Annotated in this window: 11 protein-coding genes; 6 read left to right on the top strand and 5 right to left on the bottom strand. The window is 40.2% G+C overall.

Going from position 1 to position 13,723, the window contains the following annotated elements:
• Nucleotides 1-4: 4 nt before the first annotated feature.
• The 3 genes from KAN5_RS16295 to elbB all read right to left on the bottom strand — a co-directional run bounded on the left by KAN5_RS16295 (nucleotide 5) and on the right by elbB (nucleotide 4,003).
• Nucleotides 5-2,575 carry a diguanylate cyclase gene (locus KAN5_RS16295; protein ID WP_016709575.1) on the bottom strand — a complete coding sequence of 857 codons (2,571 nt, stop codon included), beginning with the start codon at nucleotides 2,573-2,575 and terminating at the stop codon, nucleotides 5-7.
• Between the two features lie 193 nt (nucleotides 2,576-2,768).
• Nucleotides 2,769-3,161, bottom strand: a complete 393-nt coding sequence (locus KAN5_RS16300) for a cytochrome c5 family protein (protein ID WP_016709574.1) — start codon at nucleotides 3,159-3,161, stop codon at nucleotides 2,769-2,771.
• Nucleotides 3,162-3,352: 191 nt separating this feature from the next.
• Nucleotides 3,353-4,003, bottom strand: a complete 651-nt coding sequence (gene elbB, locus KAN5_RS16305) for an isoprenoid biosynthesis glyoxalase ElbB (protein WP_016709572.1) — start codon at nucleotides 4,001-4,003, stop codon at nucleotides 3,353-3,355.
• A gap of 567 nt (nucleotides 4,004-4,570) precedes the next feature.
• Between elbB and polA the strand changes: the two genes are divergently transcribed.
• The 3 genes from polA to KAN5_RS16320 all read left to right on the top strand — a co-directional run bounded on the left by polA (nucleotide 4,571) and on the right by KAN5_RS16320 (nucleotide 8,783).
• Nucleotides 4,571-7,306: a DNA polymerase I gene (gene polA, locus KAN5_RS16310; RefSeq protein ID WP_244390120.1), complete on the top strand. Its 2,736-nt coding sequence runs from the start codon at nucleotides 4,571-4,573 to the stop codon at nucleotides 7,304-7,306.
• A gap of 359 nt (nucleotides 7,307-7,665) precedes the next feature.
• Nucleotides 7,666-8,253 carry a YceI family protein gene (locus KAN5_RS16315; RefSeq protein WP_244390121.1) on the top strand — a complete coding sequence of 196 codons (588 nt, stop codon included), beginning with the start codon at nucleotides 7,666-7,668 and terminating at the stop codon, nucleotides 8,251-8,253.
• Nucleotides 8,253-8,783 carry a DUF1285 domain-containing protein gene (locus tag KAN5_RS16320; protein WP_244390122.1) on the top strand — a complete coding sequence of 177 codons (531 nt, stop codon included), beginning with the start codon at nucleotides 8,253-8,255 and terminating at the stop codon, nucleotides 8,781-8,783. The genes KAN5_RS16315 and KAN5_RS16320 overlap by 1 nt, the downstream gene beginning before the upstream one ends.
• 7 nt (nucleotides 8,784-8,790) lie before the next feature.
• Here KAN5_RS16320 and yihA read toward each other — a convergent pair whose 3' ends face one another.
• Entirely contained in the window at nucleotides 8,791-9,453 is a 663-nt protein-coding gene (yihA, locus tag KAN5_RS16325) for a ribosome biogenesis GTP-binding protein YihA/YsxC (RefSeq protein WP_016709568.1), read from the bottom strand.
• A 294-nt stretch (nucleotides 9,454-9,747) separates the two neighbouring features.
• Between yihA and KAN5_RS16330 the strand changes: the two genes are divergently transcribed.
• The 3 genes from KAN5_RS16330 (at nucleotide 9,748) to KAN5_RS16340 (ending at nucleotide 12,222) form a co-directional block, all read left to right on the top strand.
• Complete coding sequence (locus KAN5_RS16330) at nucleotides 9,748-10,380, top strand: c-type cytochrome (RefSeq protein ID WP_016709567.1); 633 nt, start codon at nucleotides 9,748-9,750, stop codon at nucleotides 10,378-10,380.
• Nucleotides 10,381-11,122: 742 nt separating this feature from the next.
• The gene (yihI, locus tag KAN5_RS16335) at nucleotides 11,123-11,710 is read left to right on the top strand and encodes a Der GTPase-activating protein YihI (RefSeq protein WP_016709565.1); all 588 of its coding nucleotides are present in this window, start codon (nucleotides 11,123-11,125) and stop codon (nucleotides 11,708-11,710) included.
• Entirely contained in the window at nucleotides 11,707-12,222 is a 516-nt protein-coding gene (locus KAN5_RS16340) for a DUF2489 domain-containing protein (protein WP_085999752.1), read from the top strand. The genes yihI and KAN5_RS16340 overlap by 4 nt, the downstream gene beginning before the upstream one ends.
• A gap of 58 nt (nucleotides 12,223-12,280) precedes the next feature.
• On the opposite strand, the gene hemN is transcribed toward KAN5_RS16340, so the two are convergent.
• Nucleotides 12,281-13,654 (bottom strand): oxygen-independent coproporphyrinogen III oxidase, encoded by a 1,374-nt coding sequence (hemN, locus tag KAN5_RS16345; protein WP_016709563.1) that lies wholly within the window; start codon nucleotides 13,652-13,654, stop codon nucleotides 12,281-12,283.
• Between the last annotated feature and the right edge of the window lie 69 nt (nucleotides 13,655-13,723).

Below are 13,723 nucleotides of genomic sequence, written 5' to 3' on the forward strand. Positions count from 1 at the left end.
ACGCTTAATTTAATAATTGCTCGGTAGCAGGCGCAGATGTTGCAGTGGGGCTATTAATGGCATGCTGCTTACCTATGAATAGCATTAGCCCATGGCTGTCGAGCAAGGCTCTATAATTGAGGATTGAAGGGCCTTTTGCGATCACTTTAACTTGTTTTATTTTAGTAATTGCGAGTATGCCTTGCAGTTGTAAATCAAAGCTTTTTTGTTGTAGCACTCGTTTACTAAAAGTGGAACTAAGTAGTAAATAATCAAAATTAAGCTCGCAAAGTAAATTAAGTTCGCAACGATCTTTGGCAAAATCATTTAAACCAATTGAATAACCTAGCTCACTGAGCATTTTCAAATTACTAATTTGCACAGCGGAAGCGTAACGGATCTCTTGCTCATTAAATAATAAACAAATTTGTTTTTTTATACTCTGACTTTGCATCGTTTGACACAATGCTTGAAACTCAATTTTCTCAAGTAATAGACCAGAGCATGGAAATAACACCTTATCCAATTGCGCTGCCTGGATCTGTTGGCAGGCTTTGGTTAATAATTGTAGTTCAACCTCGAGTTGCTGTGCTTTATCTGCGGCAAACTTCTTTAAGATTTCAAAACTAGTGCTACCAAGTACAGGATGCTCGCCGAATGCTTCAAGTAAAGATTCCGATTGATGCTGTTCATCGAGGGTGATGATTTCAGAGCAGCGAAAGTGCATTGGTAAAGAATCTAAGTGATGGCTACTCTCTAACTCATAAGTACTCGTGCCAGCACTGAGTAAGGGGTGATAAAACTCAAAGCGGCTGCGGCCTGCATTTTTGGCGTAATACATAGCGGCATCTGCATCACGAATAATTTCATCAGTATGCTTATAGCTTGTTTTAGAGTAGGTAATGCCGACACTTGCACCACTTTGTACACAAATACCTTTCATGCAAAATGGTTTTTTCATCAGTTCTATTATGCGTTTAGCTACATCTTCTGCTTGCTGGCGATCGGTTAAGTGAGTTAATAAAATTACAAATTCATCGCCACCTAAGCGAGCAAGTAAATCATGCTCACGAATGCACTGCGAAAACGACTCGCTAACACCAATTAAAAACTGATCCCCCGCTTGATGTCCTAATTGATCGTTAATATCCTTAAATTTATCTAAATCGATAAACAGTACGGCAAACTGCTGCTCAGGGTAGCGTTGATAATGCTGTAAGGTTTTTTCTAGCTGAGTTAAGAATAAACTACGGTTAGGTAATCCGGTGAGCGGATCATGATGGGCATCATGGTATAGCTGTTGTTCTATTTTCTTACGCTCTTCAATTTGCATTTGTAAATGCATATTGGTTTGACGAATTTCTTTGGTTTTTTCTGCGACTCTATGTTCTAACTGTTGATGACTCTGTTTTAAGGCCTGGGCTGCTAAATGAGCCTGCAAAACAGTGGCGATCTGATGTGAAACGAAGGTGATAAGTTCAAAATCGTCTTGGTCAAAAACATGTTTATTATTATATGCTTGGCAGGTTATTAGGCCAATAACACCTTGCGCAGTTTTAAGTGGTGCTCCCAGCCAACTGGTTGCTGAATGTAAGTCAGTGCAAGGCTCTGGGCGTTCTACTTCGCCAGATTTTAGAAGCTTCTCGGCACGAGCAGAGTCGATTAATTGGGTTTGCTCGGTACGAAGTACCAGTTCGCTGTAACCTTTAGCAAAAGGGCGCGGCTTGGTGTTTTCGTTAAATTCATCCACACAATAGGGGAAATTTAACCAGCCGGTTTCTCGGTCGTACAAAGCAATATATAAGTTTTTAGCGTAAGTTATTGATTTTATTATTTCATGTACTTGTAAGTAGACTTCATCAATGTGCTTAGTTTGTGTTGCTAATTCTGAGATTTTAAATAGAATTTGCTGCCGTGCGAGGGTTTTTTTATGCTGCTCTACTTCAAGGTTAAGTGCTTCATTACTTTGCGTTAAAGCGCGGGTTCTTATTTTTACTTCTGATTCTAGCAGTTCACGCTTTTTAACCCGCTCGATAGCTGTCGATAAATATAAAGACATCACTTCCAGAAGTTCAATTTGTTGCTCAGAGTAACACTGTTCTTTATCGTAGCTTTGTGCGACTAGCACTCCGATAATGCGCTTCTCTCGATATACAGGTACACCCACCCAGTGTTCTGCGGGTGTGCCAAGTACTTTGAATAATCCTTTATCCGCAGCGGCTTGCATTTCTTCACCTTGGAAGTAGGTGGTTTTGCCTTGTTTAAACACATAGCCAGTAACGCCTTGAATAAAATTGTGATCTTGATTAAGAGGCACCGAAATACCATCTTTTTCATCAGCAAAATAAGAAAGCTCCAATGTGTTACTAAATTGATTTAATAGCACCACGTAAAAGCTTTTGCTAGGCACATAATCTTGCAAAATATTGTGGATTGCAGGGTACAGTAGTGTTAATTCGGCAACAGAGCTGGCTTGCTCTGATAATTGGATCAGGGCATTTTGTAAGTGGTGGGATTGCTTATATTTTTGGACTAAAGCTTTTAAACGATTATTCTTATGCTCTAGTTTATGTAATAAAGCCGCTTTATCTTCCAATGACAGTAACCGATTTTTATTATTGTATATTTATTGGGCTTATATTTTCACTTTTTAGGCGAATCGTCAAGCGGACAATAGTATTAGAAAGTGATAATAATAAATAGTGATAAAGGTAGGGGATGCTTTATTTTTATAATAAAAAAGGCTGATTTAAATCAGCCTTTATAAAAATACAGTACAGTATTAAGTATTAATTTTTGCTCATGAACTCAATGGCGGCTTGTAGCTCATCATCAGAACAATCCATACATGTGCCTTTTGGCGGCATTGCATTAAAGCCATTAATAGCATGATTTAAAAGTGTATCAGCACCTTTAGCTAAGCGTGGAGCCCAATCATCAGCTGATTTTGGAGCACCAAGTGCGCCAGTACCATGACATGCAAAACATGCAGCTTGGTAAACTTGTTCACCAGTGCGAGGACCTGTTGGCACTTCAGCAACGGCTGCTTTATCGCCTTCAAAGTAAACGGCACCAACTGGTGCGATACGTTTTTTGATCGCATCTTCAGTCATAGAGTTATCATATGGCTGTGCGTATGCGGTGGTTGCTAGCAATAATAATGCAGCTGATAGTTTTTTCATTTTGCCTTGCTCACTTCGATTTGAACGTGATCAATCACGATAGATGACGGAATTTAGAACGATTATAACGCTTAGCCGCAATTTATAAAACGCTACGATGGATTTTTCTTATGAAAAAACACTCTTTTTTGCGCCAGCGCAATAAAATCGCTCTCGCAAAGCAATTGATTTACGGCTTTTTTAAATTTGAGTTAGCTCATTTTTAATACGGCACTGACTAACTTTTCAATGCCTGCATCGGCATCTAAAATAGATTCTGCAAGCATGTATGCTGGTGTGCTTACGAGTTTGTGTTGCTCGTCAATAACAATGTCATTAACTGGGCAAGTAATGTGCTGAGCCCCTAATTTTTGTAATGCATCGGCAGTATCAACATCATTGCCTATGGTTGCTTTAACTCCATTGCCGTAGATCAACGGGATCATAGCGGGTGCTATACACATATAACCTGCTGCTTTATTAGTATCTGCAAATGCTTTTCCTACACGCAGCATCTCAGCGTGTAATTGTGCTTGTGTGCCATTAATGGCAAAATCACAGAGGTTTTTAGCTGCGCCAAAACCGCCAGGTACTATTAACGCGTCAAAGTCATTAGCGTCCAATTCGGATAGTGCTTTTATATCCCCTCTGGCAATACGTGCCGCTTCAACCAGTACGTTGCGATTTGGCTGCATTTCTTCGCCATTGAGGTGGTTGATGGTATGTAATTGTTCAATATCAGGGGCAAAGCATTGGTAGCTTGCGCCAGCTTTAGCAATGTGTAATAAGGTTAATACGGCCTCGTTGATCTCTGCACCATCATAAACCCCACAACCTGCTAAAATTACAGCTATTTTTTTCATATTATTGGCCCTTATTTATGTTTCATAAAGTTAGTTTAGCATGGCTTTTTAGTGTTCGTCGTGACCTTTGTAAGATCATTTTATGATCTTACAGATGATCGATTAAAGATTATTTTTACTTTTTTAATTCATCTGAGGATGAGTAAAAACGTGCTATATGCTTTTTTAAAAGAGGAGTAAGAGGAAAAAATTATAAAGGATCACTATGATCTTTGATCCATTGTGATAGAATGCTCGTCCGGTTATTTACAAGGGATGAATTAACCGTTATTAGTTGTACCAAAAAGCACAATGAAGGGAAGCGATAAAATGCTTTTCCACATTGCTATAAAAATAATAAAAAAAGAACCTCGCATTATCTTTTTTAAATAAAACAAACGCTTACTGTTTTTCTAGGTAGTTTTAACTACTTTGGAGGAATCCTTTGTGGGTGTTATCTACATAGTTATCCACAGCTTGCTCTTATTTGCTTGCTTAAACAAAGTTTAATTGGCAGTCGTTTTATGTGTGCCCTTATGGCATGCTTATAATTATTTCGTTTTCTCTCATTTAGGATCCAATTACACCATGGCTCAGATCCCTGAAAATCCACTTATTTTAGTTGATGGCTCATCATATTTATTTCGTGCATATCATTCACCACCACATTTAACTAACTCAAAAGGTGAGGCTACAGGCGCTATTTATGGCGTAGTTAATATGATGAAAAGTTTGATCAAGCAGTACGATCCCAGTCATATGGTGGTGGTTTTTGATGCTAAAGGGAAAACGTTTCGTAATGATATGTACAGTGAATACAAGGCCAATCGCCCACCGATGCCTGATGACTTACGTACGCAAATAGCACCACTACATAATATTATTAAAGCGATGGGTTTTCCGCTTATTAGCATCGAAGGTGTAGAAGCCGATGATGTGATTGGCACATTTGCGCGCATTGCCTCAGAGCAACAGCGTCATGTATTGATTTCAACTGGCGATAAAGATATGGCTCAGTTAGTTAATGAGCATGTCACTTTGATCAATACGATGACTGATAGTATTTCAGATCCTGAAACGGTGCTTGAAAAGTTTGGGGTTGGCCCTGAGCTCATTATCGACTACTTGGCGTTAATGGGCGATAAAGTCGATAACATTCCTGGTGTAGATGGCTGCGGCCCTAAAACAGCGGTTAAGTGGTTGCAAAAATATGGCTCATTACAAGGTGTGCTTGAACATGCTGGGGAGATCAAGGGGAAGATCGGTGAGAAACTGGCTGCCGCTGTTGATCATTTACCACTAAGTTATGAACTGGCTACGATCAAATGCGACGTTGAGGTTGAATCTGATCTAGACACTTTCAAACTGCAAGAGCCTAATCGTGATGAATTAATTGCCTTATATGGCGAATGTGAATTCCGTCGTTGGTTGGCTGAATTGCTGGATAATCCAAAAGATGCCGATACCCATTTGGCTGTGCCAAGTGAAGCGAATGAACTACCTCAGGTTGCAGACGCTCACTATGAAACCATTCTCACACAGGCACAATTAGATACCTTAGTTGAGCAACTGAATAAGGCTGAACTTTTTGCGTTTGATACCGAGACGACTAGCCTTGATTACATGCAAGCCAAACTTGTTGGGATGAGCTTTGCAGTAAAAGCTGGTGAAGCGGTGTATTTACCTATAGCCCATGATTACCCAGGTGCGCCAGAGCAGTTAAGCTTAGAGACGGTAATGGCTAAGCTAGGGCCAATTCTAGCAGATGAAAATAAAGCGAAAGTAGGGCAAAACCTTAAATACGATAAAAGCGTATTAGCCAATGCTGGCTTTGAGCTCAAAGGTATAAAGTTCGATACCATGCTTGAATCTTACGTATTTAATAGCGTAGGCACGCGTCATGATATGGATTCATTAGCACTTAAATACTTAGGTCATAAAAATATTAGCTTTGAAGAGATTGCTGGTAAAGGCAAGAAACAGCTAACCTTTAACCAAATTGAACTTGAAAAAGCCGCGCCGTATGCCGCTGAAGATGCGGATATTACTCTACGCTTGCATCAGGTGTTATGGCCAAAAATAGCGGCTGATGAAAAGCTTAAATCAGTGTTTGAAGAGATTGAACTACCGCTGCTGAGTGTTATTTCAGATATTGAACGTACCGGTGTCGCAATTGATAGTAAAATGTTAGCAGCGCATAGCCAACGTTTAGGTGAGCGACTCATTGAGCTGGAAAAAGAAGCTTTTGACATAGCTGGCGAACCGTTTAATTTAAGTTCACCAAAGCAGCTACAAGTGTTGTTGTTTGAAAAACTTGAACTACCGGTTATTAAAAAAACCCCGAAAGGTGCGCCATCTACCGCTGAAGAAGTGCTGCAAGAGCTCGCTCATGATTACCCATTACCGAAAGTGATCATTGAGCATCGTGGTTTATCTAAGCTTAAATCGACTTACACCGATAAACTGCCGTTAATGGTCAATGAGCAAACTAACCGTGTGCATACCTCTTACCATCAAGCGGTTACAGCAACGGGACGCTTAAGTTCTACCGATCCTAACTTACAAAATATCCCAATTCGTTCAGAAGAAGGGCGCCGCATTCGTGAAGCTTTTATCGCAGCGGATGGCTACAAAATAGTGGCAGCCGATTACAGTCAAATTGAACTACGGATCATGGCGCACTTATCGCAAGATAAAGGTTTGCTCAATGCGTTTGCTAATGGCCTTGATGTACACAGTGCTACTGCTGCAGAGGTATTTGGTGTTACGCTAGAAGAGGTGACGACTGATATGCGCCGAAAAGCCAAAGCGGTTAACTTTGGTTTAATTTATGGTATGTCGGCATTTGGCCTCGCGCGTCAACTTGATGTACCACGCCATGAAGCACAGCATTATATTGATAAGTATTTTGAGCGCTTCCCAGGAGTGCTTGAGTATATGGAATCAACCCGTGAAAAAGCAGCTGAAAATGGCTACGTTGAAACTATTTTTGGCCGACGTTTACACTTACCTGAGATCAACGCCCGTAATGGTGCGCGTCGTAAAGGAGCGGAGCGTGCTGCAATCAACGCACCGATGCAAGGCACAGCCGCCGATATTATTAAAAAGGCCATGCTAACGGTAAATAAATGGGTGTATGAACAGGCACCAAGTACCGTTAAGTTACTAATGCAAGTACACGATGAATTGGTATTTGAAATCAAAACAGACTGTGTAGAGCAATATACAGCTGAGATTTGTCAGTTAATGTCAGATGCGGCAAAACTCGATGTCCCCTTGGTTGTTGAAGCCGATAGTGGTGACAACTGGGAACAAGCTCATTAATTGAGCCGACGACTATAAAAGCGCCTTCTGGCGCTTTTTTATTTTTAACTCGCTGCTGTTAATTATGCGTTAAAAAAAAATATTATTTGTAGGATTCGTTATTTGTTTATCAATTCTGCTAGTTTGTACCTGTATTTAGTTTATTTCTCACTATTAGTTTGGTAAAGTCCGCGCGTCCTCATCCTGTAGGACATCCTGTTGATGATGCACTCGCAAGGGTGCAACGTATTGATAGCTTCTCCCCAGTTTGCTATACCAACCCAGTATTAATTTACTGGGTTGTTTTTTTTATCTCGCCATTGCACTTCACTCTATCAGTGCTAACATCAATATAATTCTCATTATTAAAGGAATGCGTTATGTTTAAAACTATGGCTGTCGCCACTTTGTCCCTATCTAGTCTACTTTTGGCACCACTTGCGAATGCGGCGTGGCATGTTAATAATGATCAAAGCAAAGTGAGCTTTATCTCGATCAAATCAAATAGTATTGCTGAGGCACATTACTTTAAATCGGTCTCGGGTGGTTTATCTGATCAAGGTCAGTTTAAAGTCGAAATTGATTTGGCATCTGTTGAAACGATGATCCCAATCCGTAATGAGCGTATGACTAACTTGTTATTTGAAACTGCTAAATTTCCTAAAGCAATTATCACTGCAGATTTAACTAAGCGTTTACAAGCCATTGCACCGGGCCAGCACCTATTAAAAGGTATTAGTGCCGAGCTTGATTTTCATGGCAATAAAAAAGAGATTAAATTTGATGTGTTAGCCAATATGTCGCCAATGGGTGATATCACCATCTCATCGCTTAGCCCTATTATCATCAATGCGAGTGATTTTGCTGTAACAGAAGGGATTGCCGAGCTACAAAAATTAGCGGGTTTACCATCAATTGCAACCGCTATTCCAGTAGACTTTTCATTAACGTTAAATAAAGATAGATAATGCAAAGTTTGCCTGAGCTTGCCAAATTGCTTGAGCAACCAGGCAAGCCTTTCGAACAGTGGCAACCACAACATTGCGGTGAGTTGCCTCTTGAAATCAATGAACAAGGTGAATGGTTTTACGCAGGTAGTAAAATTAATCGCCTTGCCATGGTTAAGCTATTTGCTGCTGTGCTTTGTAAGGAGCAGGGAGCATATTATTTAAAAACACCGGTCGAAAAAATAGCTATCACAGTACGTGATGCACCTTTTATTGTGGTTGATTGGTGCTTTGAAATGACGAAGCAAGGCCAAGTATTGTGTTGTATCGATAATTTAGCGCGAACTTGGTTAATTACGCCAGCACAACCTATTAAAGTGCAAGATTACCAAGGGCAAGATGTGCCATATATTCAATTACCGAATGGCTGTAGTGCGCGAGTTTCTAGAAGTGTGTTTTATCAGTGGGCTGAAATAGCCAACACTGATCAGCAAGGCTATTTCATTCAATCTGCGGGCCAGCGTTTTTATTTAGCCCACTACAATGGTTAATCTATAATTACGCGTCAGTATCTGTTGTTGGTTCCGCATCAGCTGGCGGGGTTGCAACGATCGGTCCTAAAAACCACTCATCTAATTTCTTAGCAACTTCAGGTAATCCAGTGCCTTTTAACGATGAAAATGCATGTACGGTAATGTCACCCTCTAATGTGCTTAATTCGCGACGAACTTGCAAAACTTGTGCTTTACGTGCACCTTGCTTTAGTTTGTCTGCTTTAGTTAATAGCGCTAGCACCGGAATTTCACTGCTAGTTGCCCAGTTAATTAAATCACGGTCTAAATCTTTTAGAGGGTGGCGAATATCCATCAGTACTACAATACCTTTTAAGCTTTGACGCTTTTGCAGGTATTCACCAAGTGATTTTTGCCATTTCTTTTTCATTTCGATTGGTACCTTAGCAAACCCATAGCCAGGTAAATCGATTAGTCGCATATTATCAACATCAGCTAATTCAAAGGTATTGATCAGCTGAGTACGACCAGGTGTTTTACTGGTACGTGCTAACTTTTGATCTGTTAAGGCATTAAGGGCGCTTGATTTACCAGCATTAGAGCGGCCAGCAAAGGCAACTTCAATTCCCGTATCAGTAGGTAATTTAGTGATATCTGGGGCGCTGGTTACGAACGACGCAGTGTTATATTTGATACGAGATTTGAGCACAGGCTCTCCTAGAAACTTAATTTAAGTATTACAGCGAGTAAACTTTCTTATTAAAGTTCACTTAAGCGGTGCATTTTATACTATTACTGGCGTATTAAAAAGCTGATTTGGACTAAGATAGCAGCCTAAAATAAGCAAAAATGATAGCTCTAAAGCTTAATCTAGGTCAAAACCCTATAATTTATAAGTTTAATATGAGTAGAAAACGTGCCAGAGAATTTATTATCGTGTAGAATATATAAATCACAACATCCATATTGTAGATGATACAGGGTCGGAAACAGAGAATTCACCATGAAAAAAATAGCACTATCTTTAACTATATTGCTTGGTGCGTTGTCAGCAAGCAACGCAACAGCATTTGATGGCGATGTAAACGCAGGTAAAGAAAAATCAGCAACGTGTGCGGCTTGTCACGGCCCAGACGGTAACGCGCCGGTTAATATCTACCCAAAACTTGCAGGCCAGCACGCAGATTACATTTATAAGCAACTTGTCGATTTGAAATCAGGCATGACTTCAGGTGGTAAAGAAGGTCGTATGGACCCTGTCATGAGCGCAATGGCAATGCCATTAAGCGATCAAGACATGAAAGACGTGGCGGCTTATTTTTCGTCACTAAATATGTCTGAAGGTGCAACCCCTAAAGATGTAGTTGAAGTTGGCGCCATGCTTTATAAAGCCGGTGATGCAGAGCGTGGTATTCCAGCATGTGCAGCATGTCATGGCCCTCGTGGTAATGGTTCATCATTAGCTAAATTTCCAAAGATCTCTTTTCAACATCCTGAATACATCAAGTCACAACTTGAAAAATTCCGTGATGGTACACGCAATAATGATTTAAATGGCATGATGCAAGATATTGCTAAAAAGCTAACAGACAAAGATATCGAAGTGCTTTCGAAGTACCTAGGCGGTCTACACTAAAGTAGTATGGTTTAGTTTTATTTTTAAGACTAAACTCTACATTAGTTACAAAAAGCAGCGTACGCTGCTTTTTTTGTACCCGTGTTCTAGTTGATATTTCCCTCTTTCTTGTAAGACATTGACCATACCAAGCTGTAAGCTAAATCTTATTTTTATTTTTGTTTTTATTATAACTTGTTGTAATTTAATGTTTTCACAATGTTGCAATTTATGTTGTGTAAGAAAAGTTATATAAATTAGTTGTAACAAAATTATTAATGCGTAAATTAACCCCTGTCGCTGAAACAATAAGAACAAAATGGATTAAACTACACGGAAAGTAGTGTGACACGATTATCGGGGATAGGCATCGGTTGATGTCACCAAGGGAATATTAAAAAAGAGTCAATGAAGACCGAGAATAATAAAATCTCATGGAAGTTTAAAATAACAATAAAATGGAATGTTACACGGAAGGTAAAAATAATAACAATATGGATAAGTAAAATAATAACAATAATAAAGACTAAAAAGTCGAAGGGAGAAGTGTCCAGTTAAATGGTCGCTCAGATTAGCAGGCGGTAGAGATGTTTTCTCTACCGCCTTTTTATTTGTCCTGTTACAATAGCCACCGTTTAGAAAGTGCGCTAGTAGTCGAGTTACCCAACCTCAATCCGCACAAACCGAATTCTTCTGGCAAGGCCAGCATTGCAACGCCAAAAACGCGCGTTGTGCAAAACCTCTTAAGTGAGATGATCAAGATATGAGCAGAAAGAAAAAGTCACGTAAAATCCCGTCTAACGGTCCGGTTCGTTTAAGCCAAGATAAGCTTAAAGAAATGCGTGCGTTAAAAGAGCAACGCGTTAAAAAAACCAAAGGTGCTAAACCAGGGTCACGTAATTCGATTGAGACTTTGCAACCAGAAAGCAAAACCAATCAGCAAAATAAAGACAAGCGTGTTGGCAGCAAAAAGCCAATTCCTTTGATTGCTGTTGCGCCTGAGCCGGTTATTGAACTTAAGCGTAACTTAAAGCCACAAGTTGAATTGAAAAAAGTCGTACAACCTGAGCTTTCACCAGAGCAAGAACTTGAAGCGCTAGAGAACGATGAGCGTTTATTAAAACTGGTTGAGCTGCATGAAAGTGGCCAAATGTTAACTGGTAAAGATGCTAAATACTTTAATAGCCGTATTGCACGTCATCAAGAGTTATGTGAATTGCTTGGCATTGAAGACGATGCAGATGACTTTGCTGACGAACAGTTCAGTGACGAAGGCAATAGCGATTTTGATCATTATTTGTCGAACGATTTAGCCAACGAGTGGTTAGATGATGACGAGGATGATAAATAATGAATATGCTGATCTTAGCTCTGTGTGTTGGTGCTGTGATCATTGCAGGGCTGGCATTTTATGCTGGCCAATTACTGTATAAGCTCAGTGCGCAAAAAAAGCTAATAGCGAAAGAGCAAGCAAAGCAACAAGCCAAGCTCGCTCAATCGCGTTTAGAACGCAATGCAAAGCTGGCTGATAGCATTCATCTAATCGCTCGCGCAATGCATCAAGAGCAGTGTGAGTACTCTGAAGGATGCTTGCGTATATGGGTGCTAATGTCGCAATATAGCTTTGCAGACGATGATGATTTATCAAAACGTTATCCGGGCATATTCGCAATGTATGAAGTCGTAAAAGAAATGCCAACTCATGATGCGCGTAAAAAATATTCTAAAAAAGAAATATTTAAACAGGATACTGTGCGCTGGCGTGCTGAAGAAAGTAATGCCGAGGCAATCAAAGCTGATTGTGAGAAAATCCTTGAAGATTTCAAAGCAGCGCCAGGCAGCGAGAATGTGGTTTTTAATTAGATTTGTGATAACACATAAAGCAAAAGCAGACCTAGGTCTGCTTTTTTGTGCGTGGTAACTAAATCACCCGTGAAAAGCGGGTGTTTTTAATGTGTTGCTGCAAGTAAGTATCAAAGCACATGCAAATGATACGAATAAACAAATTACCGCGCGCAGTGACGGTGATCAATTTTTCATTGATAACAACCATCCCATCAGCAATTAATGGCTCAAGGGCGCTGAGGGAGCTGGCAAAGTAGTCTGTGAAGTCGAGTTGGTACTTATCAGCAATACTTTGCATATCCAACTGAAAATGACAGATCAGTTGTTTGATTACTTCAGCGCGTATTAGGTCATCATTATCAAGTTGCATGCCTTTAGTAATTGCACTGCCGTGTTGAGTTTCTATCGCGTGGTAATACTGTTTTAGCTGTTTTTGATTTTGTAAAATAGCGGTGCCAATTTGCGAAATCGATGACACACCCAACCCGAGTAAATCGCAGTCACCATGCGTGGTGTAACCTTGAAAGTTACGATGCAATTGTTGGCTATTTTGTGCCACGGCTAATTCATTGCTGGTTTTGGCAAAATGATCCATACCAATGAATTGATATCCTGCTTCACTCATTTGTTCTAGGGTATTTTTAAACATGGAGAGTTTATCGTGGGCGCTGGGTAAATCGGCGTCTTTAATTTTTCGTTGTGCGGCAAAGCGCTCAGGTAAATGCGCATAGTTAAACACAGAGACACGATCAGGGCTCAGCTCAATAAGCTGCTCTATGGTTTCTTTAAAGCTCTGAGGTGTTTGTAAAGGCAGGCCATATATCATATCTGCATTGATTGACTTGAAGCCAAGCTCACGTGCTTCACTGATCAAGCTTTTTACTGCATCAGCACTTTGCGGGCGATTAACCGCAAGTTGAACCTCATCATTGAAGTCTTGAATACCAAATGACACACGATTAAAGCCTAAAAAGCGTAAGTGTTTTAACATATCATCGGCAAGCGAGCGGGGGTCAATTTCAATTCCGCGTTCAGCATCATGAGCAAAGTTAAAATGCTGTTCGAGTATGCCAATTAAACGCGCCATTTGCGCCGCAGTTAAAAAGGTTGGCGTGCCCCCGCCTAAATGTAATTGCTCTACTTGGTAACTGGTAAATAGCGCTGCTTGCGCGATGATCTCTTGCTCTAAATAATCGAGGTAGAGATCTGCTTTTGATTGATGGCGGGTGATCACTTTATTGCAGCCGCAGTAATAGCAAAGCTGGCTACAAAAGGGGATATGAATATAGACAGAGAGGCTGTTGGTTGATGATGAGTTGATAGCCTTAATCAAATCATGCTGCTGGTAGCCATCACTAAACGACAAGGCGGTTGGATAAGAGGTGTATCTTGGCCCCGAAATATTGTATTTGTTTATTAAGTCTTGATCCCACTTTGGTAAATTAATCATCACGCGCGCCTTTAATAAAGTTTGCGTCATTATAAAAAAATCAACTTGGCTGAGTATTGATCTACAACA

This window comes from Pseudoalteromonas sp. KAN5, from assembly GCF_022846535.1.
Lineage (GTDB): Bacteria > Pseudomonadota > Gammaproteobacteria > Enterobacterales > Alteromonadaceae > Pseudoalteromonas > Pseudoalteromonas haloplanktis.